At 58.3% G+C, this 21,807-nt stretch carries 16 protein-coding genes; 9 read left to right on the top strand and 7 right to left on the bottom strand.

Features of this window, described 5'->3' with window-relative positions; all coding sequences use genetic code 11:
- The first annotated feature begins 10 nt into the window (after positions 1–10).
- The 3 genes from HMPREF1287_RS08965 (at position 11) to HMPREF1287_RS08955 (ending at position 6,426) form a co-directional block, all read left to right on the top strand.
- Positions 11–769, top strand: a complete 759-nt coding sequence (locus HMPREF1287_RS08965; RefSeq protein ID WP_005280641.1) for a decaprenylphospho-beta-D-erythro-pentofuranosid-2-ulose 2-reductase — start codon at positions 11–13, stop codon at positions 767–769.
- Between the two features lie 144 nt (positions 770–913).
- Positions 914–2,890 carry a galactan 5-O-arabinofuranosyltransferase gene (locus HMPREF1287_RS08960; RefSeq protein ID WP_023016512.1) on the top strand — a complete coding sequence of 659 codons (1,977 nt, stop codon included), beginning with the start codon at positions 914–916 and terminating at the stop codon, positions 2,888–2,890.
- A gap of 74 nt (positions 2,891–2,964) precedes the next feature.
- A complete protein-coding gene (locus tag HMPREF1287_RS08955; RefSeq protein ID WP_232218856.1) occupies positions 2,965–6,426 on the top strand; it encodes an arabinosyltransferase domain-containing protein in 3,462 nt (1,153 codons plus the stop codon).
- Here the strand turns inward: HMPREF1287_RS08955 and HMPREF1287_RS08950 are convergent.
- From HMPREF1287_RS08950 to HMPREF1287_RS08940, 3 genes are all read right to left on the bottom strand, one after another.
- Positions 6,365–7,801 (bottom strand): PepSY domain-containing protein, encoded by a 1,437-nt coding sequence (locus tag HMPREF1287_RS08950; protein ID WP_023016510.1) that lies wholly within the window; start codon positions 7,799–7,801, stop codon positions 6,365–6,367. The genes HMPREF1287_RS08955 and HMPREF1287_RS08950 overlap by 62 nt on opposite strands.
- 65 nt (positions 7,802–7,866) lie before the next feature.
- Positions 7,867–8,745: an alpha/beta hydrolase gene (locus tag HMPREF1287_RS08945; protein ID WP_023018204.1), complete on the bottom strand. Its 879-nt coding sequence runs from the start codon at positions 8,743–8,745 to the stop codon at positions 7,867–7,869.
- 58 nt (positions 8,746–8,803) lie between these two features.
- The gene (locus HMPREF1287_RS08940) at positions 8,804–10,738 is read right to left on the bottom strand and encodes a M13 family metallopeptidase (protein ID WP_023016508.1); all 1,935 of its coding nucleotides are present in this window, start codon (positions 10,736–10,738) and stop codon (positions 8,804–8,806) included.
- Positions 10,739–10,780: 42 nt separating this feature from the next.
- Between HMPREF1287_RS08940 and HMPREF1287_RS08935 the strand changes: the two genes are divergently transcribed.
- The 3 genes from HMPREF1287_RS08935 (at position 10,781) to HMPREF1287_RS08925 (ending at position 13,773) form a co-directional block, all read left to right on the top strand.
- Positions 10,781–11,362: a hypothetical protein gene (locus HMPREF1287_RS08935; RefSeq protein ID WP_023016507.1), complete on the top strand. Its 582-nt coding sequence runs from the start codon at positions 10,781–10,783 to the stop codon at positions 11,360–11,362.
- 2 nt (positions 11,363–11,364) lie between these two features.
- Positions 11,365–12,216 (top strand): PrsW family intramembrane metalloprotease, encoded by an 852-nt coding sequence (locus HMPREF1287_RS08930; protein WP_023016506.1) that lies wholly within the window; start codon positions 11,365–11,367, stop codon positions 12,214–12,216.
- A 225-nt stretch (positions 12,217–12,441) separates the two neighbouring features.
- On the top strand, positions 12,442–13,773 hold the full coding sequence (locus tag HMPREF1287_RS08925; protein ID WP_023016505.1) for a hypothetical protein: 1,332 nt from the start codon (positions 12,442–12,444) through the stop codon (positions 13,771–13,773).
- An 18-nt stretch (positions 13,774–13,791) separates the two neighbouring features.
- On the opposite strand, the gene HMPREF1287_RS11955 is transcribed toward HMPREF1287_RS08925, so the two are convergent.
- The 3 genes from HMPREF1287_RS11955 to HMPREF1287_RS12250 all read right to left on the bottom strand — a co-directional run bounded on the left by HMPREF1287_RS11955 (position 13,792) and on the right by HMPREF1287_RS12250 (position 15,841).
- Positions 13,792–14,595, bottom strand: coding sequence for a hypothetical protein (locus HMPREF1287_RS11955; protein ID WP_232218854.1), 804 nt, complete (start codon positions 14,593–14,595; stop codon positions 13,792–13,794).
- A gap of 117 nt (positions 14,596–14,712) precedes the next feature.
- A complete protein-coding gene (locus HMPREF1287_RS12735; RefSeq protein ID WP_023016503.1) occupies positions 14,713–14,883 on the bottom strand; it encodes a hypothetical protein in 171 nt (56 codons plus the stop codon).
- Between the two features lie 58 nt (positions 14,884–14,941).
- Entirely contained in the window at positions 14,942–15,841 is a 900-nt protein-coding gene (locus HMPREF1287_RS12250; protein ID WP_034653312.1) for a LysR family transcriptional regulator, read from the bottom strand.
- A 130-nt stretch (positions 15,842–15,971) separates the two neighbouring features.
- Here HMPREF1287_RS12250 and HMPREF1287_RS08910 point away from each other — a divergent pair, with 130 nt between their 5' ends.
- Entirely contained in the window at positions 15,972–17,627 is a 1,656-nt protein-coding gene (locus tag HMPREF1287_RS08910; RefSeq protein WP_023016501.1) for a thiamine pyrophosphate-dependent enzyme, read from the top strand.
- 7 nt (positions 17,628–17,634) lie between these two features.
- Here the strand turns inward: HMPREF1287_RS08910 and HMPREF1287_RS08905 are convergent, their stop codons facing one another.
- Positions 17,635–18,903 carry a helix-turn-helix domain-containing protein gene (locus HMPREF1287_RS08905; protein WP_023016500.1) on the bottom strand — a complete coding sequence of 423 codons (1,269 nt, stop codon included), beginning with the start codon at positions 18,901–18,903 and terminating at the stop codon, positions 17,635–17,637.
- A 167-nt stretch (positions 18,904–19,070) separates the two neighbouring features.
- Between HMPREF1287_RS08905 and HMPREF1287_RS08900 the strand changes: the two genes are divergently transcribed.
- A complete protein-coding gene (locus HMPREF1287_RS08900) occupies positions 19,071–20,324 on the top strand; it encodes a M20 family metallo-hydrolase (RefSeq protein WP_023016499.1) in 1,254 nt (417 codons plus the stop codon).
- A gap of 72 nt (positions 20,325–20,396) precedes the next feature.
- Complete coding sequence (locus tag HMPREF1287_RS08895) at positions 20,397–21,722, top strand: amino acid permease (RefSeq protein ID WP_023016498.1); 1,326 nt, start codon at positions 20,397–20,399, stop codon at positions 21,720–21,722.
- Positions 21,723–21,807: the final 85 nt, after the last annotated feature.

The raw sequence follows: 21,807 nt of genomic DNA, 5'->3' as shown, positions 1-21,807 counted from the left end.
TTTTTAAACCATGCTTAATGCAGTAGGCCAAGCCCAGCACATCCTGCTTTTGGGCGGTACCTCTGAAATTGGCCTCGGCGTCGTCGCTGAGTTCCTTGAGCGCGGACCTGCCAAGGTCACCCTGGCTGCCCGCGCCCAGTCCCCGCGCATCGAAAAGGCGCAGGCTGACCTGGAGGCCCGCGGCGCGGATGTCGAGGTCGTGGACTTTGATGCCACCGACTTTGACTCGCACCCGGCGGTCATCGATAAGGCCTGGGAGCGCGGCGATGTCGATATCGCCATCGTGGCCTTTGGCACCCTAGGTGACCAAGAAGAGCTGTGGCAAAACCACGACAAGGCCGTAGCTTCCGCCCAGACCAACTACACCGCGCCCGTCTCCGTCGGCGTGCTGTTGGCCGAAAAGTTCAAGCAGCAGGGCCACGGCACCATCGTGGCGATGTCCTCGGTGGCCGGCATGCGCGTGCGCCGCTCCAACTTTGTCTACGGCGCCTCCAAGGCCGGCGTGGATGGTTTTTACATCAACTTGGATGAAGCACTGCGCGGTACCGGTGCCAACGTGCTCGTCGTTCGGCCGGGCCAGGTTCGCACCAAGATGTCGGCCGAGGCCGGCGATGCCCCGCTGACCGTCAACGTCTCTGACGTGGCCAAGGCCACCGTGCAGGCGGTACTGGATGGCAAGCAATCCATCTACGTCCACCCGCTGTTCAAGTACGTCTCGTTGGCATTCAAGTTCATCCCGCAGCCTATCTTCCGCAAGCTGCCGTTCTAACCGCGGTTCCGGCGTGCCTCGCAGCGCGCAGGGTACGCAGGGCCCCTAAAAGGCCCGCGGCCCTGCGCACTTTGCTAGTTAATAAGCCAGCTCACACCGCGCCTTATCCCAGAAGTGGGATTAAGGTATGCGAAACTAAAGGGCATGACAAGCCCAGCTACGCCTTCCCAAAAAGCTCCAGCGAGCGAGAAGAATCGCACCACCGCGTATCACGCAGATGCACTCCCCCACCGCTCTACCCTGCTGGGTATCCTTTTCGCCGCCCTCGGTGGCGGCATCGTCACCCTCCTTGGTTGGTATGCCTTCAAGGCGGTATCCCTGCCGTCCTTTAATACCTCCATGGTCACCCGCGCGCTATCTACCGTCGGCGTCGTCATCACCTTGGTTCTAGCCGGTGGATTTAGCGCGTGGTGGATTTATGACCACTACAAGGAGACTTTCTCCAGGCCGCGGTGGCGCACGTGGGTGACGTACGCGGTGACCTACCTATCGCCGGCCCTTCTCACCCTCGCGTCTATCGGCCTGCCGCTTTCTGCTTCGCGCTTGTGGCTCGATGGCGTGCAGGTGGACCAAGCATTCCGCACCCAGTTTCTTACCCGCTCGGTGGATCAAATGGGCTATGCGGACATGAACTACCTGGACATGCCCACCTTCTACCCGCTGGGCTGGTTCTGGCTGGGAGGGCGCCTCGGCTCGTTGCTCGGCGTCCCAGGCTGGGAGGTCTACCAGCCCTGGTCGCTGATTTCCATTGCGGTAGCAGGCTGCATCCTCGTTCCCATCTGGCAGCACCTCACTAAGTCCCTGCCCGTGGGAACCGCCATCGCGCTGACCACCACCGCCGTCACGCTCACCATCGCGGCGGAAGAGCCGTACTCTGCCGTTATCGCCATGGGTATTCCTGCCATTGCGGTCTTGAGCACTAGGGCTTTCCAGGGATCACGCTTGTCCATCCTTGCGGTGGCGCTGTACCTGGGTATTTCCGCCACGTTCTACACGCTATTTACTGGCGCGGCCGCGCTTACCGTCGTGAGCCTCATTGCGGTATTTACCGCATTCTATGAGCGCACGTGGCGCCCCATTATCCGGCTTATCATCATCGCGGTTATCTCTATCGCCATCGCGCTGATTGCATGGGCCCCCTATCTCTGGAGCGTGCTGCACTCCTCTGCCCCGCTGCAAACCACCGCGCAGCACTACCTGCCGGAAGAAGGCACACAGCTTCCGGTGCCCTTCTTGTCCTTGAGCATCGTCGGATTCCTCTGCTTGGTCGGCCTGGTCTACATCGTCATGCGCCTGCAGAACGCGGAGATGCGCGCGCTCGGCCTTGCCCTCATCGGCATCTACGGGTGGATCATCTTATCCATGGTGGTGACCCTGGCCGGCACCACGCTGCTGAGCTTCCGCCTCGAGGTCATCGTGGTGCTGCTCTTTGCCACCGCCGGCATCCTCGCCCTAGGGGAGGTGCGCACCGTTGGCATCCACCGCCTGTACCCCGCCAGCTTCTCCAGCGCGGGTAATAAGCGCCTGACCGCCGTCTTCGGCGTCATTTTAACGCTGGCGGGTGTGTTCTACGCCCAGCAGATCCCAGAGGAAAATGAGGATGCCATCGACTACGCCTACCGCGATACCGATGGCTACGGTGAGCGTGGGGACCGCTTTACCAGCGATTCCTCCCACCACTACCTCGATATCCACAACTTCATCCAGGACCAGGGCTATACCGCCAATGAAACCGTGGTCCTCACGGATGAAAAGACGTTCATGGCCTACTACCCGTACTGGGGCTTTAACGCTTTTACCAGCCACTATGCCAATCCGCTGGGCGAGTTTACGACCCGCAATGACCAGATTGAAACCTGGGCTAATGATTCCTGGGAGCAAAGCCCCGAGGAATTCAAGGAGTCGCTGGATTCCACCCCATGGCGCGGGCCAGATGTCATGATTTTCCGCGGCGATCTAGACAATAAAGACGACGGTTACAAGCTGCACTTGGCCGAGGATATTTATCCCAACCAGCCCAATATTCGCTTCCGCGCGGTCTTTTTCAACGCCGAGGTTTTTGACAAGGGCTGGGAGCTCAAACAAACCGGTCCTTTCGTAACAGCGGTACGAACCCAGTAAGTTCACCCACACTTCGCCCGTGTTATCGGGCGTGGACCCAAGAAGTACGGCTTATCTGACGTACACTAATCGCCGTGTCAGATAGCCTAACTGTGAATTCGAATAAAGCGAGATCTTCCGGCTTGAGCTTTTCCACCGCCCCAAAGGGGCTGCGGTGGACGGCGATCATTGCCGGATTGATTGGCTTCTTGTGTTTTGTAGCCACCCCGCTGCTGCCGGTGGATCAGACCCAGTCGTCTTATGATTGGCCGCAGCATGATTCGGTGCAATCCATCAACGCACCGCTTATCTCCGTGGCTCCCGAGTCGCTAGAGGCCACCATCCCCATGTCCGCGGTCAATGAGCTGCGCGATGGCCAGAACATGGTCTATGGCACCGTGCCGCCGGAGTCAAAGAAGGCCTCGAACCGCGGGCTCTTCGTCCGCGCCAACGATGACGGCTTATCCGTCGTCTCGCTCGATGAGGTGCTGCTTACCCTCAACGCCAAGGAGGTAGCGCAGCTTGACGATGCCGCCAAGCTCAAGATCTCCGCCACCGGCGACGGCACCACCGTCAGCGTGGGCAAGCATAAAAAGACCACCGACGACGATCTGCGCCCACAGGTAACCGGCGTCTATACCGAATTGGACGATAAGGCCGACGTGCAGCGTTTGGTTGATGATGGCCTCAATGTCCACGTCGATATCAACTCGCGGTTTACCTCTTCGCCGTCGCCGGTTAAGACCATCGCCATGTGGCTGGGCGGCGCCATGGTCATTGTGTCCCTCTACTGCCTCTGGCGCATCGACCGGCTTGATGGCCGCCGCTTGAAGTTCATGCCGGAATCGTGGAAGAAGGTGCGCCCGCTTGATGGCGTGGTCGCCGCCATCTTGGGATTCTGGTACATCTTCGGCGCTAATACCTCAGACGATGGCTTCATCTTCTCCATGAGCCGCGTCTTCGATAACGCCACCTACATGGCCAACTATTACCGCTGGTACGGCGTGCCCGAGGCGCCTTTCGGTGCGCCGTATTACGACCTCGTCGCGCTGCTGTCCCAAATCTCCACCGCGTCCGTGTTCGTGCGCCTGCCGGGCTTGATTGCAGGTCTTATCACCTGGTTTATCCTCTCGCGCGAAATGCTGCCGCGGTTTGGGGAGGTCATCGACAAGCGCCGCGTTAGCCACTGGACGGCCGCGCTGATGTTCCTGGCCTTCTGGCTGCCGTATAACAATGGCATTCGCCCGGAGCCGATCGTGGCCTTCGGCGTCATGCTGACCTGGGCGTCGTTTGAGCGATCCATCGCCACGCGCCGCCTCTTGCCCGCCGCGGTGGGTACCATCTCCGCTACCCTGACGCTGGCCGCTGGGCCAACCGGCCTATTTGCAGTCGGCGTCTTCCTCGTGAGCGTGCCCCACCTTTTCCGCGCCATGAGCGAGCGCGTTCCCGCCATGGGCGGCGGCGCCACCGGCTGGCTTTCCCTTATCGCACCATTCTTGGCGTCTGGCACCGCCATCATGGTCGCAGCTTTCGGGGATCAAACCTTGGCCAATGTCATGGAATCCACCCGCGTCCGCTCTGAGGTCGGCCCGTCGCTGCCGTGGTATTCGGAATATGCCCGCTACTCCACGCTCTTCCAAGAATCCGTGGACGGCTCGCTGACCCGCCGTTTTGCCGTATTTACCATGCTGTTTTGCCTGGCGCTTATTGCGGCGGCGGTCATTAAGGATCGCCGGATCAGCGGCATCGCCGTTGGCCCTACCCAGCGCCTGCTCATCATCGTGGCGCTGTCCATGTTCTTCCTCATGTTCACCCCAACCAAGTGGACGCACCACTTTGGCATCTATGCCGGCGTAGCAGGCGTCATTGCCGCGCTCGCCGCCGTGGTCCTCTCCCGGTTTGCGCTGCACTCGCCGCGCGCCCGCACCTTCAGCATCGCGGCGGTCATCTTCTTGCTCGCGCTAACGTTCGCGGGCTGGAACGCGTGGTGGTATGTCTCCTCCTTCGGCATCCCGTGGTGGGACCGCACGGTGCAGTTCAAGGGTGTTGAGGCCAATAAGATCCTGCTGGCCATCTCCCTGGTCGTCCTCGCGGTTGGCGTGGTGCAATCCCTGCGCCACGATCACCGCAAGCTGCAGGCGCAAGAAGACGGCACTGTGGAACAGTTCAAGGACGACGCCGCGGCCAAGGTATCGCGCTCGGCCGGCATCATGTCCGCGCCCATCGCGCTAGCCTGCGCCATTGTGGTGGCTTTTTCCATGGCCTCTTTTGCTAAGTCCACCATCGCCCAGGCGGATTCCTACTCCGTGGGCAAGGGCAACCTCGCGTCCCTGCGCGGCGATACCTGCTCGCTGGCGAACGAGACCCTGGTGGAGACCAATACCAATGACTCCTTCCTCACTCCGGTCAGCGGTAGCTTGGGCGAGTCCCTCATCAATGAGGACGAGACCCATGCTGGCTTCGGCCCGAATAATATCCCTGAGTCGATCGAGCCAGAAGACCAGAATTCGGCTTCCGTCGGTGCCATCGGCGGCAGCTCGGGAGACTCCGATTCTGCCTCGCAGGACGCGACCTCGGGCTCGGATACCGAATTGGGCGGCGATGACTCCGATTCTTCTGGTTCCTCTGATTCGCAGGAGACCAAGCGCAAAAAGGATGAGCACGCCCGAGAGACCACTAATACCTCTGAGGGCGGCGTGCGCGGCACCGAAGGAGTCAATGGCTCCACCATGCATTTGCCCTTCAACTTGGACTACACCACCGTGCCGGTCTTGGGCTCGTACTCTGAAGACCAAGAGGCCACCTCGCAGGTGACCACGCAGTGGTACAACCTGCCTGAGGCAACCGAGAAGACCCCGGTACTCGCGGTTTCTGCGGCCGGCAATATCTACCACCATGACGTCAACGGTGTGGAACAAGACGGCATGGAGCTCACCTTGGAGTACGGCACCATCGATGAGGATGGCAACGTCAGCAATAAGGGCGAAGAGGAGATGTCCGCCGTCGGTGCAACCCCCAAGTGGCGCAACCTGCGCATCCCGATGGATAAGCTGCCTGACGATGCCAACGTGGTTCGCCTCGTGGCCAAGGATGACTCCACCGACGAGGATGACTGGATTGCCTTTACCCCACCGCGCGTGCCGGAGTTGGACACCATCAATAACCAATTCCCCAAGGAAACCCCGGCCTTGCTGGACTGGGCGGTGGCCCTGCAGTTCCCCTGCCAGCGCACCTTTGACCACTACGCCGGCGTGACCGAGATTCCGGAGTACCGCATCCTGCCGGATGCCTCGGCGCAGACCTCGCTCACGGAGTTCCAATCATTCGCCGGTGGTGGCGCCATGTCCACCGCGGAAGCGGTGAACTACTCCTACGAGATCCCGAGCTACCTCAATAACGATTGGGCGCGCGACTGGGGTGCCATTGAAAAGTACGAATTGCGTACCGATTCGCAGGGCAATACCCCGGCCGACGCAGAAATCGATTACGAGGACGTTACCCGTTCTGGACTGTGGAAGGAATCCGAGATGAAGATTCGCCCCGAGGACGAGCAGTAGGCCCACTGTCCCCGTTGCTGCGGCCCGTTCCGGACTGAGAGCCGGACCGGGACCGGGATCGGGACTGAGGCCGCAGCCGGCGTACCAGCCAGTCGCCGGCGAAGAAGAGGAGCAGCGATGCTCCAAATAGCGGCGCAATGATCGAGTAGATCACAACCCCTGCCACCACGGCGGGGGTTATTTTTAGCTCGGGGAGGCGGCGGCGCGGCTTATTCCACCACATCCACAGCCCGGCGATGCTGATGACGAGAAGGCCCAACGCCAGCGCGGCCAAGGCCACCTGGCTGTAGATGCCGAAGAGGGTGCCCATGTGCAATTGGATAAGCCAGGAGGTAAGCCGGGCGGCCAGCGGCCAATCCGCCGAATTGATGCGGTCGATGACACGGCCATCTGCGGTTACCGCGACGGCATCGCTACGCAGCTTGTATGCCGCGCGCCCCTCGCGCACCGTCCAGGCATCGCCGACCTGCTCCGGCGGGGTCATCCGCAGCACCCCGGTAAGCCCCTCACTGCGAGCGGTGGACAAGGCCGTCTGCGCGCCCTCGAGCACGTCGTTGTCCGTGACCTCACCACTGCTATGCCCAGCGTGGCCCTCGTGACCCGCGTGGCCCTCGTGGCCAGCATGCGCGCCGGAACCCTCGCCTGCCCCTGTGCCGGCACCGGCTTCTGCCACAGAAGTTGCCACGGACGGTTCCTTCCAGTTGAGCTCCTCGCGCACCTTGCCAATATTGCTGCCGGCAACCATCGACCAGGTCAAGCCGGTGATGGTGAGGAATAGGAAACCGGGCAGCAACCAGCTGCCCAAGCGGGCGTGTATCCGCAGCGCCTTATTGTTTTTCTTCTGGCTTTTCTTCCTGCGCTTGAGCCAGAGATAGACACCGGCGATCGTCAGCGCGCCGAGCCAGGACGCAGCGAGCTCCGCATAGATGCGGCCGGGCTCGCCCAGCCACAGGGTGCGGTGGCCATTGGACAGCCACGTGCGCAGTGGCAGCGCCCGCGAGCCGCCGTATTGTTGTTCTTCGCCGGTAATGCGCAGGTCTACTGGATCAACGAATACCGCATGGGTGTAGCTAGGGCTCTTAGCATCTGGATCCGTGAACAGCACGCGGGTGGTCTCTTCTGGATCTTCAGACGCCTCCACCGCGGCCACCGCAGCGCCGGGGTGTTGGCGCTGCGCCGCGGCGATCTGATCGTCCAAGCTGCGCGGGCTGCCCTGCGCGGTGGCGGTGATTTCATCGTGGTACACCCACTGCTCAAGGGTGGGCGCGAGCGCGTAGAAGAAGCCGCTGAGCGCGGCAACAATGAGGAACGGCGCGACGATCACGCCGGCAAACTTATGCAGGCGTGATAGCGCACCATGAGTTGTAGTCTTCATGGCTCACTAGTCGCAGCCTTATTGGCATAAGTTCCCGATTATCGCTGAAATAATGGAGCCTTAATCTATTGCGCCAGCTCACCGCGCAAAAATTCGGCTGCATCCTGCACCCGTTGGCGCGCCATGGTCGGGGTGGATACGCGGTGGGTCGAGACATAATCGCGCTCTTTAGCCTGGGGAATGCGGACGCGATCGGCTATCTCGTCCTCGGTCGCAGTCTGCACGAAGGTCTCAGGGAATTGTTTGGGCAGTTCATAGCCCACGCGGTAGTCCTCCGGCAGGTTGGCCAGAGCGCCGAAATCGGGGAAGGTGAGCAAGAGGGCATCGGCAGGCGCGAGCGCTGCCAATGCACCGCCGGAAGAATATCCCCACGTGGTGACGTGGGAGGCGCCCTGCTCGCGGGCGTAATCAATGGCGCGGTTGACCGCCGCGACCATGTCGTTGACCGTATGCTCCGGCGCGAGCGGATAATCCACGTCAATGATCGTGGTGCCGGATAGCTGCGCGGCGGCGGCAACTTCGGGGCGCCACTGCATTTCCAGCGCCTTGCCATCGCCGCGCCACCAGCCGCCGGAGTGCAGCGATACCGCCCACCGGCCAGTGGGCTCAGAGGGGCGAAAAATGGCGCCGACCTCGGCGGATTCTACGGTAATGCCGTCCGTAAACGCCGTGCCGGGCAGCGCTTGATTAACTCCGGTGCCCAGAACCATCATGGCGGCGTGGGTGATGCGGTCTGGCAACAGTGCGCAATACTGGTCCGCCTCCGGCGAGCCACCGCCGGCCCAAGGCGGGCGGAAATCCGGCGTCTCATAATGGGCGTCGATATAAGAAACCAGCTGCTCTAGCTGTTCTTCCTCGCTCATCTGGCGGTCTTGCCCGCCGATGCGCCATTCTTGGCCGGGCTCTAGCGGCCGGTGCGGATCTTTATCGTGTGCATCAGTCATATCCCCGAGCCTACGCGTGCACATGATGCGCACAAGGTGGGCTCGGGGGAGAACCGTTTTACCAGATGGTGACGCGGTCCTCAGGGGCCAGGTACATCGGGGAGTCTTTGTCCACGTCGAAAGCCTCGTAGAACTCGGCGATATTCGCGGCGATGAGGTTGCAGCGGAACTCCGCGGGCGAGTGCGGGTCAATGGCCAGGTACTGGGTCGCCATCTCCGGGCGGATGGCCGTGCGCCAGACGCGGGCCCAGGACAAGAAGAAGCGCTGCAGGCCGTTGTAGGTGTGCTCGGCCAATTCCGGCTCGGCACCGTCGACCACAAATTCCTCTTCTTGGCCCAGCAGGTCAATGCCCTTATCGGCGCAGTAATTCTTGTAGGCCACCACGGAAATTCCCAATCCGCCCAGGTCACCAATGTTTTCACCCAAGGTGAACTTGCCGTTGACGCCGGCGGATTCGGTGCCGGCATCCTTTAGCACCGTGGGGACCTGGCCATCGAATTGCTCCACCAGCTTTGCCGTAAGCGCCTCAAAATCCGCGCGATCTTCATCAGACCACCAGGAGTTCAGGTTACCCTGGCCATCGAATTGCGAGCCCTGGTCATCAAAGCCATGGCCAATTTCGTGCCCAATGACAGAACCAATGGCGCCGAAGTTCTCAGCGGCATCCGCATCCGGGTTATAGAACGGCGGGCGCAGGATGGCGGCCGGGAAGGTGATGTCATTGACCACCGGGTTATAGAAGGCGTTGACGGTCTGCGGGGTGGTGACCCACTCGTCGCGGTTGGCGGGCTTGCCAATCTTTGTCAGCTCATAGTCGTGGGAAAAGGCGGACCCGGCGCGGGCATTGGCAATCAGATCCGCGCCCTGGTCAGAAATTTCCAGCCCGGAGTAGTCGCGCCAGGTATCGGGGAAACCAATCTTGGCCTTGAACTGGGAGAGCTTTTCTAGGGCGCGCTCGCGGGTCTGCGGGGTCATCCACTCCAGCTGGGAAATGCGCTCGCGGTAGGCAGCGATGAGGTAGTCCACCAGCTCATCCATTTCGCGCTTGGAGGATTCTGGGAAGTGCGCGTCCACGAACTCCTTGCCAATTTCCTCTCCTACCAGGCTCTCGGCCAAGCCCACCGCGCGCTTCCAGCGGTCGCGCTGCTGGGTGGCGCCAGAGAGCCGGGTGCCGTAGAACTCGAAGTTCTTGGCGCCCACTTCCTCCGGCAAGAGGGCGGCGCGGGAGCGCAGGATGTGCCAGGTGGCCCACAGCTGCCAATCGGCCATGCGGTCAGCGGTAAAGAGCTTTTCCAAATGCTCCAGGTAGGACGGCATCATATTCACCACGCGATGCTCCGGCAGCTTTCCGCCGGCGAGCAAAGCTTGGGTGATGGAGGGCAGCTCAGAAAACTCGCACGGGTTATTGGTCTTTACCGCATCGCGGGTAGAAACCACGTCCCAGTGGCCCGCCGCCAGTTCCTTTTCCAGGCCCACGATGCGCTCGGCGGCAACCTCGGTGCCGAGGCCAAATAGGCGGGTGGGCTCGATAAAGCCCAGCATCTCGGCCACGTGCTTTTCGTAGGCGGCCAGGGTTTCCGCGTGCGCTTCTTCGCGGTAGTAGGCCTCATCCGGCAGGCCCAACCCGGATTGCACGATATAGGCCACGGCTTCTTCCGAGCCGGAGTCCTTTTCTACCCAGAACGTCGCCGGCGCCCCCACGCCCTCGCGCTCGAGCTCGCCCAAGCGGTGCGCCAATTCCGTGGGGTCGGCGGCGCTCAGGCGGTCAAGGTCCGCATCCAGCGGGGCCATGCCAGCATTGTTGACTCCCTCAGTATCCATGAAGGATGCATAGAGCTTGCCAGGGCGGCCATCGTTATCTTTAACGATGTCATGAACCAGTTCTTCTGCTTCATCGCGCAGGGCGTGGAAGGTGCCATCCACACCGCGATCATCTGGGACAACGTGATTTTCTACCCAAGGTCCATTGACCAATTGATAAAGATCTTTCATGGTTGCCACTGTAGGCCAAACCTTCCAGTTAAGGTATGGACTATGGAAAAATTCCGGTTTCCACCAGCCCGGCCGCGCAGCCTATTTATCGCCGCCCTTGCTTTTGTGACGGTGGTCCTTGCCTTGCCCGCCATCGTCCACGCGGTGCTACCGCAACACCACGCCGATGTGGAGCAGGTAACCCTGTCTGATCCCAGCCACGACTGGGACATTACCGTCTCCGATCTGTACTGCGAGCGCGATTATGCCTCGCTGGCCAGCGTTGGTTGGACCTGCGGTGACGTCACCGTGCAGGCCGTCATCGTGGAAGATACCGACGACGATGAGCACACCCTGCGCCGCATGGTCCGCGCCTATGGCATGGCCCCAGGCCTTCCTGAAGGCGAAGTCTACGAAGGTAAAGATGGCGCCCTCGCGCTTGCCGATGCCCCCTCCTCCACCGCCGCCATCTCCATCAACGGCACCGGTGCGGACGAGAATAAGGACTGGGTGGTCACCGTCACCGGGGATTCCGCAGCAACGCGCACGACCACTCAACGCCTCTGGAAGGCCTTCGGGCAAGACGAATTACCAGAAGAAGTCACCGCTGATATCGAGGAGTTTTCTGGAAAGGCCTTGGTGTAAAAATGTCTAAGCTCTTTCGCACCGCGCTGTGGATTTTCTCCGGCCTGGGGCTTATCGGATTTATCTCCCAGTCATTCATTACGCTGTTTATCTCGCCGCTAATGGGCATTATCAGCTTCCTCATCGCGGCGATCCTCGTCGCGGTAGTCATCGCGCTATTGCGCCTGAGCCCCATGTGGGCGCGCCCGGCGCGCGTATGGGCACCACTTGCCTTTTTATGGGGCTCCGGCATGGCCATTAGCTTGGCATCTATAAGCTCCCCGGCGGTCATGCAGCTCGCCATCAATTCAGGCTGGGTCGATTCCTTCATGTCCTGGAGCGGCGCCTATCCCGAAGAGATTTCCAAGGCCGCAGGCGTTTTATTCGTCCTGATGTCCTTCCGCCAGCTCAACCGCCCCTGGCACGGGTGGATGGTCGGCGCCGTCGTGGGCCTTGGCTTTGAGGCCAACGAAAACATCCTTTACGGCTCCATGGGCGCTACCACCCACCCGAATAGCGATTTCGCCGGGCTCGTGCAGATGTGGGGCCTGCGCCTTATCGCCGGCCCTGGCCTGCACGTCTTGCTCACGGCGCTGGCCGGTTGGGGCATCGGCTGGGCCCTCTACGCTGCCGCCAAGCCGCTCTGGTGGCGCATCGGCGTGGCGCTCGGCTGCCTCGCGGTATCCTTCCTCCTGCACTTTGGCTGGAATTACCTGCACGATTCCGATATCGCCGCCATCATCCAGGCCCTCGCCGTAGCGATCATCCTGTACCCGCTAAGCGTCTGGCTCATCCTGCGCGGCAATACATACGCCAAAAACGATGACAGCTACAGCCACAGCACCGCACAGGACGCGCTAGCCTTCACCCGCTAACCCCAAGCCGTGCTTGTTTCTCCCAAAATGTCCAAAACAACCGCATTCCGCCAAAATTTCCCTCGATTTTTGGACAAACGCGGTTGCTTTGAACGCCTGAGCCTTCTGGTGCTCTCTCGGGCGCATAAATATGTGGTTTATGGCACATATTAGTAGTGACTTTCGCTACACTCGCTTCAAGGCGCTTTTGCCACCTATCCTCCACTTAAAGGACTGAAGACCTTCATGAATGCCCCAACTTACGAGTCCCGCACGGATAACAGCACGGAAAGTACAGAGGGGGCAGCTCCCGAAAACTCCGCAGAGGAAGCCAACCGGCAAAAGGCAGTGGGCTCCACCCTGTCTTGGGTCATCGCGCTTTTTGGCACCGGTGTTGGTGCCGGCATCCTCTTTTTGCCGCTCAACGCAGGTGCCTTCGGATTTTGGCCGCTCGTCTTCGCCACCGTCTTCATCTTCCCGTTGGTGTATTTTTCCCACCGGACCTACGCCCGCATAGTTAGCGGCGCGCCACCAGAACAGCACGGCAAGGATGTCCTGGAGCTGGTGCGTTACTACCTAGGCCGCAATAGCGGCCTCTTCATCGCCGTATTGTACTGTCTGGCCATCGTGCCGACGGTGCTCATTTACGGCATCAGCATCACCAACGTGGTCGATAGCTTCATCGTCAACCAGCTCGGCGGGCCGAGCATCAATCGGTGGATATTGTCCATTGCCTGCGTAGGCGTCATGACGGGCCTTTTTGCCATCGGCCGCCGCCCCATGCTGTGGCTGGCGCAAATGCTGGTCTACCCTCTCATCATCGCCCTGGCGGCAACCTCCATTTACTTGATCCCCAAGTGGGATTTTGAAAGCTTCCTCAACGTTGAATACGAAGGCGGTATCTGGGGAATCCTTAAAGGTATTCTGCTCATCCTGCCGGTTCTGGTCTTTTCCTTTTCCCACATGGCCGCGCTATCGCAGTTCTCCGTAGACGTGCAGCCGGCCTACGGCAAGAAGACGGAGAAATTCGTCTCCCGCGTGGAGCTCTATACCGCCGCAATGCTCGTGGTATTTACCATGTTCTTCGTCTGGTCCTGCGTCCTCGCGCTCGGCGCGGACGGATTGAAGGAGGCAGCCGATCAAAACATCCCGGTGCTGTCTTATTTCGCCAACGTCACGGGCACGCCGTTCATTGGTTATATGGCACCGCTTATTACCATGTGCGCGATCATCTCTTCCTACTTCGGGCACATGCTTGGTTCCGAGGAAGGCACCGAGTACCTCCTGCGCATTGCCGTTCCCCGCATGGCCAATAAGCTCTCGCGCCGCGCGCTGCTCAACACCATTTATGTCATCGTATTCGTGGCAACGACCCTCGTGTCAGTATTCAACCCCTCCATCATGGACATGATTTCCGTGGTCGGCGGCATCTTCGTGGCATTCTTGGTCTACCTGCTGCCGGTCTACATGTTTAAAAAGATCGATGATTATTCCCAGTTCAAAAACGACATCTGGAATTACTTTGTCTTTGGCATGGGCCTTGTCATTATGGCAGTGACCGTCTGGAACCTGATCTAAAGGCCAGCCCTTCGGCGCTTATTGGCACACCCGGACCGAGCTTACCTGCGCTAGGGCTTGATTAGCGTTCGCGCACGCTTGGCGCTCGAGGTCGGCGGCGGTGCGGGTGGCATCGCGAAGCGCCTGCTGCGCAGGTTCCGGCAGGTTGAGGTCGTTTTCGATGCGGGCACCGATGGCCTCACTGGATCCGCCGACCGGCGCATTGCCGATGCCGCGCGTGACATCCGCGGTATGGGTCTGTGCGTCCCCGTAGGTATTGGCGGCTACGGTAAACCCATGCCCAGTAGATACGGAGGCGTGGATGGTGCGATCATCGGACCAACCGAATTTGGTGCCCCACACTCCGGGAATGTGGTCGGTGCCGAAATCCTGGCGATACCCGTCCGCAGCCACGGGAGCAGCAGTGGCCATTCCCGCAAAAATGGGCGCAGCGATGGGATCGTGCTGGATCTCCGCGGTAAACCGCGCGACGTCTTCGGTCGAGGTCTGCGTGGTTCCCCAGTAGCCGGTGTAGTGGGTCTCGCTCAGCCCGAATTCTTGGATGATGCTGGGAATGGCCTGCGGGTAGCGGCGGTCCAGGTCGCTGGCCACGTTATCGTCGCTATAGCGGATCATATGTTCTACCTGGGCTTTATCGGCAACAGAACCGTACTTGAGCACCCAATACCCCAGGTAGATCTTGCTCAAGGATAGCGCCGGGCGGGACTCGTGACTATTGGCGGTAGAGACGGTGGCGCCGGAATCGTGCCTGACGGTGATCTGCGTGCGCTCAGGCACGGAGTGGGGATCGAGGCTGACCGCTTGGGCAGCAGGGATGGTCACGAAGGAGAGTGTGGTAACGAGAGAACTTATTGCCAGCTTTTTCATAACGCATTTAGCGTAGCCCTGGATGTACATCGCCGCAGGCTATAAATGCAAAAAGTTTCCCTATTGTACTATCTATTGCAGCAATACTTCTAGGTCCTGCGCATCCATGCCGTGCTTATGCATGGCGACGCGCCCGTGGGAGTGCTCGATGCCCCACCCATAGCGCTCTTGTTGTATCCGCCAAGCGTTTAGTTCGTACTGCGCGGCAATAAATACGCAAGCAACGATGACAGCTATAACCACAACACAGCAGAGGAGGCGCTATTTTGTCCGCCATTCTTACGTTCCCCAGACTATCGCTTTAGGCCGTCGTAGCCGCAGCAATATAGTTCTGCAGTGCATCGCCCAATTTCTCTAATTGCGCGCTAGCAAAATGGCCCGGATTCCACACCAAATACAGCGGTACCCCCTGAAGGCTTTCGTCGCCCGCAGTAATTTTTAGCGGTACCAAGTTAGCCTCGGCAATTGCAGTACAAATCGCAAGGGCCTTCTCCGCTTTAGCTAACGCCAATAAGGTGGCGGTGTCATCGCATTCAATCATCTCTCCGAGCGGGGCGCTTGCGGTACCAAGGAAGGCATCAAACAGAGTGCGGGACACGCTGCGGTGGCTAGGAAGCGCCAATCTGTGTTGGGATAGCTGCGCAATATCCACGTTGTCCCGCCCGGCCAACGCACAGCTTGGCGGCACCCAGGCGCGAATGGGGGCTTGCCCCAACGCATGAAAGCAGAGGTCATCTCGTGGGGGCAATGGAGACACCACGGCATCGGCATTGCCTTCCAAAGCATTGAATGCTGCATAGTGTTCTATCGGCTGTGTGGTGACCACTGGAATGCCTTCTTGAGCAGTAGCAATCAGAGGCGCCACGATGGTGGAAATCGTAGTTTGTGTTGCAGCAATAATTAGCCGTTCTACGACACCTTGCCGCAGGACTTCTGCGGCACGTTCGGTACTTCGGTTTTCAGCATAAAGGCGACGACACGCGGGAAGAAGTGATCGAGCCGTATCGTTCAACCGCAATGAAGTAGCAGGAGAACCAGTTGCGCCCGTGCCCCTCTCCAACAGCTCGAGGCCGACCTCTTTTTCGAAGCGACGCAATTGCCGGCTCAATGCCGGTTGGGTAATGCCGAGCTTAGAAGCCGCTGCGGTGACTGTGGGCGAATCCGCCAGGGTAAGGAAATATTTGACGCGTTGTATATCCACATACCTATTTTAAGCATTGGTTATGCGCAATGGTAATGAAATAGCAGCGGTTTAGGCATTAGACAGGCATAGCATCAGACTTGGATAATGAATGCAGTAATTCAGCGCACAGTTTTAAGGAGTGACTGCTATGACTCGTCGTCATGTTGGTACCGCTATCGCCGAATCCCTGGCTGCCCACGGCACCTCTCGGGCATTCCTCGTCCCTGGAGAAAGCTTCCTGCCTGTCCTGGACGGGCTGTATAACTCACCTGTAGAAGCGATCGTGTCCCGCCAAGAAGGCGGCGCTTCCTATATGGCAGAGGCTTACGGCAAGGCTACGGGCGAGCCCGGTGTTGCCATGGTCACCCGCGGCCCCGGCGCGTCCAATGCCTTCGTAGGAGTCCACACCGGCTGGCAGGATGGCACTCCAATGGTTATCTTCGTCGGTCTCATCCCCTTCTCTGACCGCGACCGTGAATCCTTCCAGGAATTCGACCCTAAGGCGTGGTTTGGCACTCAGGCCAAGCAGGTTTTCGTCCTCGATGATCCAACGCGCGCCTCCCGCGTCGTGGCAGAAGCCTTCTTCCAGGCCAAGCAAGGCCGTCCCGGCCCCGTGATCGTGGGATTACCAGAAGATGTGCTCTACCAGGACTTTGAAGGCGAAATTGAAGCACCCATCCCAGTGACGGAGGGAGCCGTTTCTGCAGCGGATGCCGCTTATGTTTCGGAAAAGCTGGCTGCTGCCAAAAAGCCGTTAATTTTTGCCGGCGGCGGCCGCTGGACCCCAGAATCCGCGCGAGCGATCGAAAAGTTCGCGGAAATCAACCAGATTCCCGTGGTGCACGATTTTCGCGCCAGCGACCGCATCTCCTTTTCTTCGCCAGCCAATGCCGGTTGGTTGGGCTATGGCCGCAATGATCATGCCGCAGAGCTCCTTTCCGAAGCCGATGTGCTACTGGAGGTAGGAGCTTTGCTTACCGATGTCCCCTCCGACGGATATACCTTGCGCCAAGATCCCCATCCGGAAAATATCGTGGTCAACATCGATACCGGCCTACGTGGACATTCCGGAGCCATCAGCCGCCATATCTTGGCTTCCCCCGTTGCCTTGGCGGAAGCCCTCGACAACATCACCATCGGAGAGGTATCTTCAGCGCAATCCGAGTGGTTTAAAAACGCTCGTCGCGCTCACCAGGAGTTCTCCACCATTCCAAGTGAGTCGGACTGGCGAGCAACCTCTGCAGGCACCGCGCATATGGAAGCAGTCATTAAGGCGTTGCAAGACCAACTCCCGGAAGAGGCCATTTTTACCTTTGGTGCAGGCAACCACTGCATTTGGGCACAACAATTTCTGCCCACCCAGCACTACCCTTCTCAACTAGCAGCGCGCAACGGGTCGATGGGTTATTCCGTCCCAGGTGCGGTATCGGCGAAATTGCAATTTCCTGAACGCCCCGTGGTTGCCATTGCCGGCGACGGGGAATACCTGATGAATGGTCAGGAACTTGCCACGGCTGTACAATTCGGGGCACCATTTTTGACGGTCATCATGACCAACGGTGAATTCGGTACCATCCGTGATCACCAAAAGAATCACTTTCCAGACCGTGTTTCCGGTACGCAATTGGCTAATCCAGATTTTGCCGCCGTCGCCAAAGGGTACGGTGCCCATGGAGAATCAGTGGATGCGGACGCGGATGTTGCCGGAGCCATCGAACGCGCTTTGACGGCAGTAAATAACGGCATTCCGGCCGTGGTCAATGTGTATACCGATCAGGATCTGTCATTGCCTGCGGCGCGATAAAACCGCGCTATTTAACAGGGTGCTTTAGCCGATAGAGCACCATTCCTATGTAGAACGCATCGGCAGGCACCAATGGTGATAACCCTGTTACTGCTTGAAAGTGCTTGAGCCGGTTAATGACTGTATTGCGATGACAATCCAGCGCGCGGGCGGTGCTTTTGATAGAACCGTCCGCAAAATAGGATGTGACTGTATCAATCAACTTGGTGCGTTCTTTGTCCGGCAATCGCTCCATACAGTTTACGGGCTCATCAGTACCGCCGGGAAGCAGATGATACGCATAACTACTTAAGGCTATGGGCAAAGCTTCCTCGGCTGCTATTGGTCCCTTATCACCCATCACGCCGGAAGCTTCTACCGCCGCCGCCATATCAATAAGCCCGCCACTACACGCGCGCACTGCGCCGATCCCTCGTTGGGCTGGCAGAACAATGCTGGAAACGGCCTTCGCAGTCATCTCACGGGCACGATCTAAGCCACAGTATTCCTCTGGTGCTAACGCGTCTGCAACCTCTGGACTTGCCGTTGGTGCCGCCTCATTACCTCGTGCTGTTGCAACCGGGTAAAAAGCGCAAAAAGCCTGGCGCACATAAATACCCCACGCCGAACCGGCCGCCAGATACGGCGCCAAAGCCTGCTCCAACTGGGCGGCGTGTGAGGGACCAGCAACGAGAACATCATAAACCTCATGTTGGTCCACCCCTAAGGCCTGGGCAATAGACTCTAATTGGTTCTGACTTAGCTCTGGGGCATTAAACAGTCTTTCCAAGTGACGGTGCGCACTGACCCTCGCGTCATTGCGCATCGCCGCTTGTTGCTGCATAAACGCCACCCTGACTTGGGAAGAAATCTCATCAACGGCAGCTTGTACCCGCTCTGCATTCGCGATTAGAGCACGTTGAGTCTGTGGGGTGGAACGCTTAGCTAGCCCGCGCCAAAGAACGATGAAGTCTAGGCGCATGATCTCTACCACCGCAGTAATGGAAATCCCTTGCAGTGCCCGCAAGCGGCCAAATTCCTGTAAGCGCCTATCAAGCGCTGCTTGCTCGCCAACAGGAAGGGCCGACTCGCCCTGGGGAGCATCCCATAGTTTAGTAATCAATGCGGTAAATACCGCCCGTGAAGTTTCCCGCAAATCCGACTCATCAACGGCGATATCACCGTAGGGGCTGCGTGCTAAAAACTCCGTGATGAACTCATCGACGAATGTGCCCACATCCCCTTCGATGCTGCGGACGAGGTCATTCCACTCTGTATCCAGCCTTTCTGCGGGCATTGCACCTCCCATTACCGGCCTCAGCTCTCTCCAACCTCTTTTTGTGCAAATGCACAATAAAAGCCACTATAACCCATCATTTTCTCAAATTCACTAATAAAACGTAATATTGCTCGCTAATGTATTTCTTTGTGATGCACACTACAAAGAGCTGAGGAGAGCCTTTTATGTCTGCTACTTCGACACAAGACACACCGGAATTTATCGAAGACTTTCATACCATGTCTTCTTTCGGTGCCACCTCAGGCGGCGGAATCGACCGTCAGGCAGCCACCGACGAGGATGCTGCCGTACGCCGCTGGTTCCACACTTGGCTAGAAAGCCACGATTTCCGCGTCGAATACGATGAGATTGGCAACCAATACGGATTGCTCAGTTTCATAGACGGTGCCGACTTCGTACTCACTGGGTCCCACATGGATTCCCAACCTCTAGCAGGGCGCTTCGACGGTTCTTACGGAGTCCTGGCTTCCGCCCACGCAGCGCTTGAAGTCAAGCGCCGAGTGGAGGCTGGCGAGCTCACCCCCACCCATAATCTCGCGGTGGTCAATTGGTTCAACGAAGAAGGCTCGCGCTTTACACCTTCCATGATGGGCAGCTCGGTTTATACCGGAAAGATGGATCTCACCAGCGCCTATGAATCAACTGCGCTGGATGGGACCACTGCCCACTCTGAACTGGAACGCCACGGGTTCATCGGCAGCTTTACCCCACCCAAGGCCGCATCGTATGCGGAAATCCATGTCGAGCAGGGACGCGGCATGGATAACTCCGGTGCCACCATCGGGCTCGTGGCTGAGACGTGGGGCGCCAAAAAATTCCAAGTTACTGTTCGCGGCGAACAGGGGCACACTGGATCTACCCTTCTGGCGGACCGTCAAGACGCACTCTTTGGTGCTTCCATTGTGATTTCGGAACTACGCCGCTATGCCGAAGCCCGCGAAGGACACCCGCTGCAGGCCTCCGTTTCGACCATGAAAGTCCTACCCAATTCCCCAGTCACCATCGCCCGCGAAGTGCAGATGAACCTGGACCTGCGTTCCCCAGACTGGGAAACGCTCAATGAGGGCTACGCGGCAGTACGCGACATCGTTAGCAAAGCCGAATTAGAAGCCAAGGTAAAAATTGAACTTACCCCCACGCATGAGTGGAAGCTATCGCCCTACCAACCAGAAGGCGTCCACCTGGCCGATGCGGTTGCCACTGAGCTTGGCCTCAAGCACGAACAAGTCCAAACCGTAGCGGGGCACGACTCGACCAATATGAAAGATACTTGCCCCACCGTCATGCTCTTTATCCCCAGCGTAGACGGCATCTCTCATAATGAGGCAGAGTTTACGAAAGATGAAGACATGGAAGACGGCGTGCGCATGATGACAGCCACCCTGACTGAGCTATGCCAAGGCGCACTTAACGCTTAAATCGCGGATATCCGTGGCAGTCAAAGACTGAACTTTCATTCCATCCGCCCCAATTAATAACTGAGGATCATTATGAGTACCCCAATTCACGATCCGGCGAATACAGAAAACACTGAAAATTCTTCCTCGCCGGGTGATAATTCGCAGCAATCGAAAAAGACCGAAACGACTGGTTCCACTCTTTCCTGGGTAATCACCTTGTTTGGCACCGCCGTTGGTGCCGGCATTCTTTTCTTACCGCTTAACGCCGGTTCGTTTGGCTTTTGGCCGCTGGTATTTGCCACAGTTTTCATCTTCCCGCTGGTGTACTTTTCTCACCGGACTTACGCTCGGATCGTCAGCGGTGCCCCAAAAGAACAGCACGGCAAAGATGTCCTGGAGCTTGTACGCCATTACTTAGGTCGCAATGGTGGACTTTTCATCGCCATTTTGTATTGGTTGGCCATCGTCCCGACGGTGCTCATTTATGGCATCAGCATCACCAACGTGGTCGACAGTTTCATTGTCAACCAGCTCGATGGCCCCAGCATTAACCGGTGGGTACTATCTATCGTCTGCGTTGGCATCATGACTGGCCTTTTTGCCATTGGCCGCAAGCCCATGCTGTGGCTAGCGCAAATACTGGTCTACCCGCTCATCATCACCCTGGCTGCCACCTCGTTCTATTTGATTCCAAAGTGGGATATCCAAAGTTTTATCCACTTTGAGTATGAAGACGGTGGCTTAAGCATCCTGAAAGGGATTCTGTTAATTCTGCCAGTCCTGGTCTTTTCCTTTTCCCACATGGCAGCGCTTTCACAATTCTCCGTAGATATGCAGCCCGCCTACGGCGATAAGACGGAAAAACATGTCTCCCGCACGGAGGTCTACACCGCTGCTCTGCTGGTCGTATTCACCATGTTCTTCGTCTGGTCATGTGTACTAGCCCTGGGCGCAGACGGTATGAAGGAAGCGACTGAGCAAAACATCCCCGTGTTGTCCTATTTTGCGAACATAACGGGCTCACAGTTCATGGCCTACATGGCACCAGTTATCACCATGTGCGCAATCATTTCTTCTTACTTTGGGCACATGTTGGGCTCTGAGGAAGGCACGGAATATTTGCTGCGCATCGCTGTACCTCGATTGGCAAATAAGGTGTCCCGCCGTACCTTGCTCAATATCATTTACATCATTGTGTTTACGGCTACCACCTTGGTGTCCGTCTATAACCCTTCCATCGTGGACATGATTTCCGTGGTCGGTGGCATCTTCGTTGCCTTCTTGGTCTACCTACTGCCTGTCTACATGTTTAAGAAGTTTGATGACTATTCCCAGTTCAAGGATGATATCTGGAATTACTTCGTCTTTGGAATGGGCCTTGTCATTATGGCCGTAACGGTCTGGAACCTGATTTAAAGGCCCCCTTCCCTCTCCGTCCTTGTCAATTCAAAAGATTGTCATTATATTTCAACGTCGATCTCTCCACTGCTGACATTCAATT

Source organism: Corynebacterium sp. KPL1986, from assembly GCF_000477975.1.
Taxonomy (GTDB): Bacteria; Actinomycetota; Actinomycetes; order Mycobacteriales; family Mycobacteriaceae; genus Corynebacterium; species Corynebacterium accolens.
The sequence above is the reverse complement of the archived record's forward strand: the minus strand, read 5'-3'. Positions and strand labels throughout refer to the sequence as shown.

What these genes read in the sequence shown, in the direction of transcription:
- HMPREF1287_RS08965 (WP_005280641.1), top strand. Translation starts at nt 11, where the DNA reads ATGCTTAATGCAGTAGGCCAAGCCCAGCACATCCTGCTTTTGGGCGGT.
- HMPREF1287_RS08960 (WP_023016512.1), top strand. Translation starts at nt 914, where the DNA reads ATGACAAGCCCAGCTACGCCTTCCCAAAAAGCTCCAGCGAGCGAGAAG.
- HMPREF1287_RS08950 (WP_023016510.1), bottom strand. Translation starts at nt 7,801, where the DNA reads ATGAAGACTACAACTCATGGTGCGCTATCACGCCTGCATAAGTTTGCC.
- HMPREF1287_RS08945 (WP_023018204.1), bottom strand. Translation starts at nt 8,745, where the DNA reads ATGACTGATGCACACGATAAAGATCCGCACCGGCCGCTAGAGCCCGGC.
- HMPREF1287_RS08940 (WP_023016508.1), bottom strand. Translation starts at nt 10,738, where the DNA reads ATGAAAGATCTTTATCAATTGGTCAATGGACCTTGGGTAGAAAATCAC.
- HMPREF1287_RS08935 (WP_023016507.1), top strand. Translation starts at nt 10,781, where the DNA reads ATGGAAAAATTCCGGTTTCCACCAGCCCGGCCGCGCAGCCTATTTATC.
- HMPREF1287_RS08930 (WP_023016506.1), top strand. Translation starts at nt 11,365, where the DNA reads ATGTCTAAGCTCTTTCGCACCGCGCTGTGGATTTTCTCCGGCCTGGGG.
- HMPREF1287_RS08925 (WP_023016505.1), top strand. Translation starts at nt 12,442, where the DNA reads ATGAATGCCCCAACTTACGAGTCCCGCACGGATAACAGCACGGAAAGT.
- HMPREF1287_RS08910 (WP_023016501.1), top strand. Translation starts at nt 15,972, where the DNA reads ATGACTCGTCGTCATGTTGGTACCGCTATCGCCGAATCCCTGGCTGCC.
- HMPREF1287_RS08905 (WP_023016500.1), bottom strand. Translation starts at nt 18,903, where the DNA reads ATGCCCGCAGAAAGGCTGGATACAGAGTGGAATGACCTCGTCCGCAGC.
- HMPREF1287_RS08900 (WP_023016499.1), top strand. Translation starts at nt 19,071, where the DNA reads ATGTCTGCTACTTCGACACAAGACACACCGGAATTTATCGAAGACTTT.
- HMPREF1287_RS08895 (WP_023016498.1), top strand. Translation starts at nt 20,397, where the DNA reads ATGAGTACCCCAATTCACGATCCGGCGAATACAGAAAACACTGAAAAT.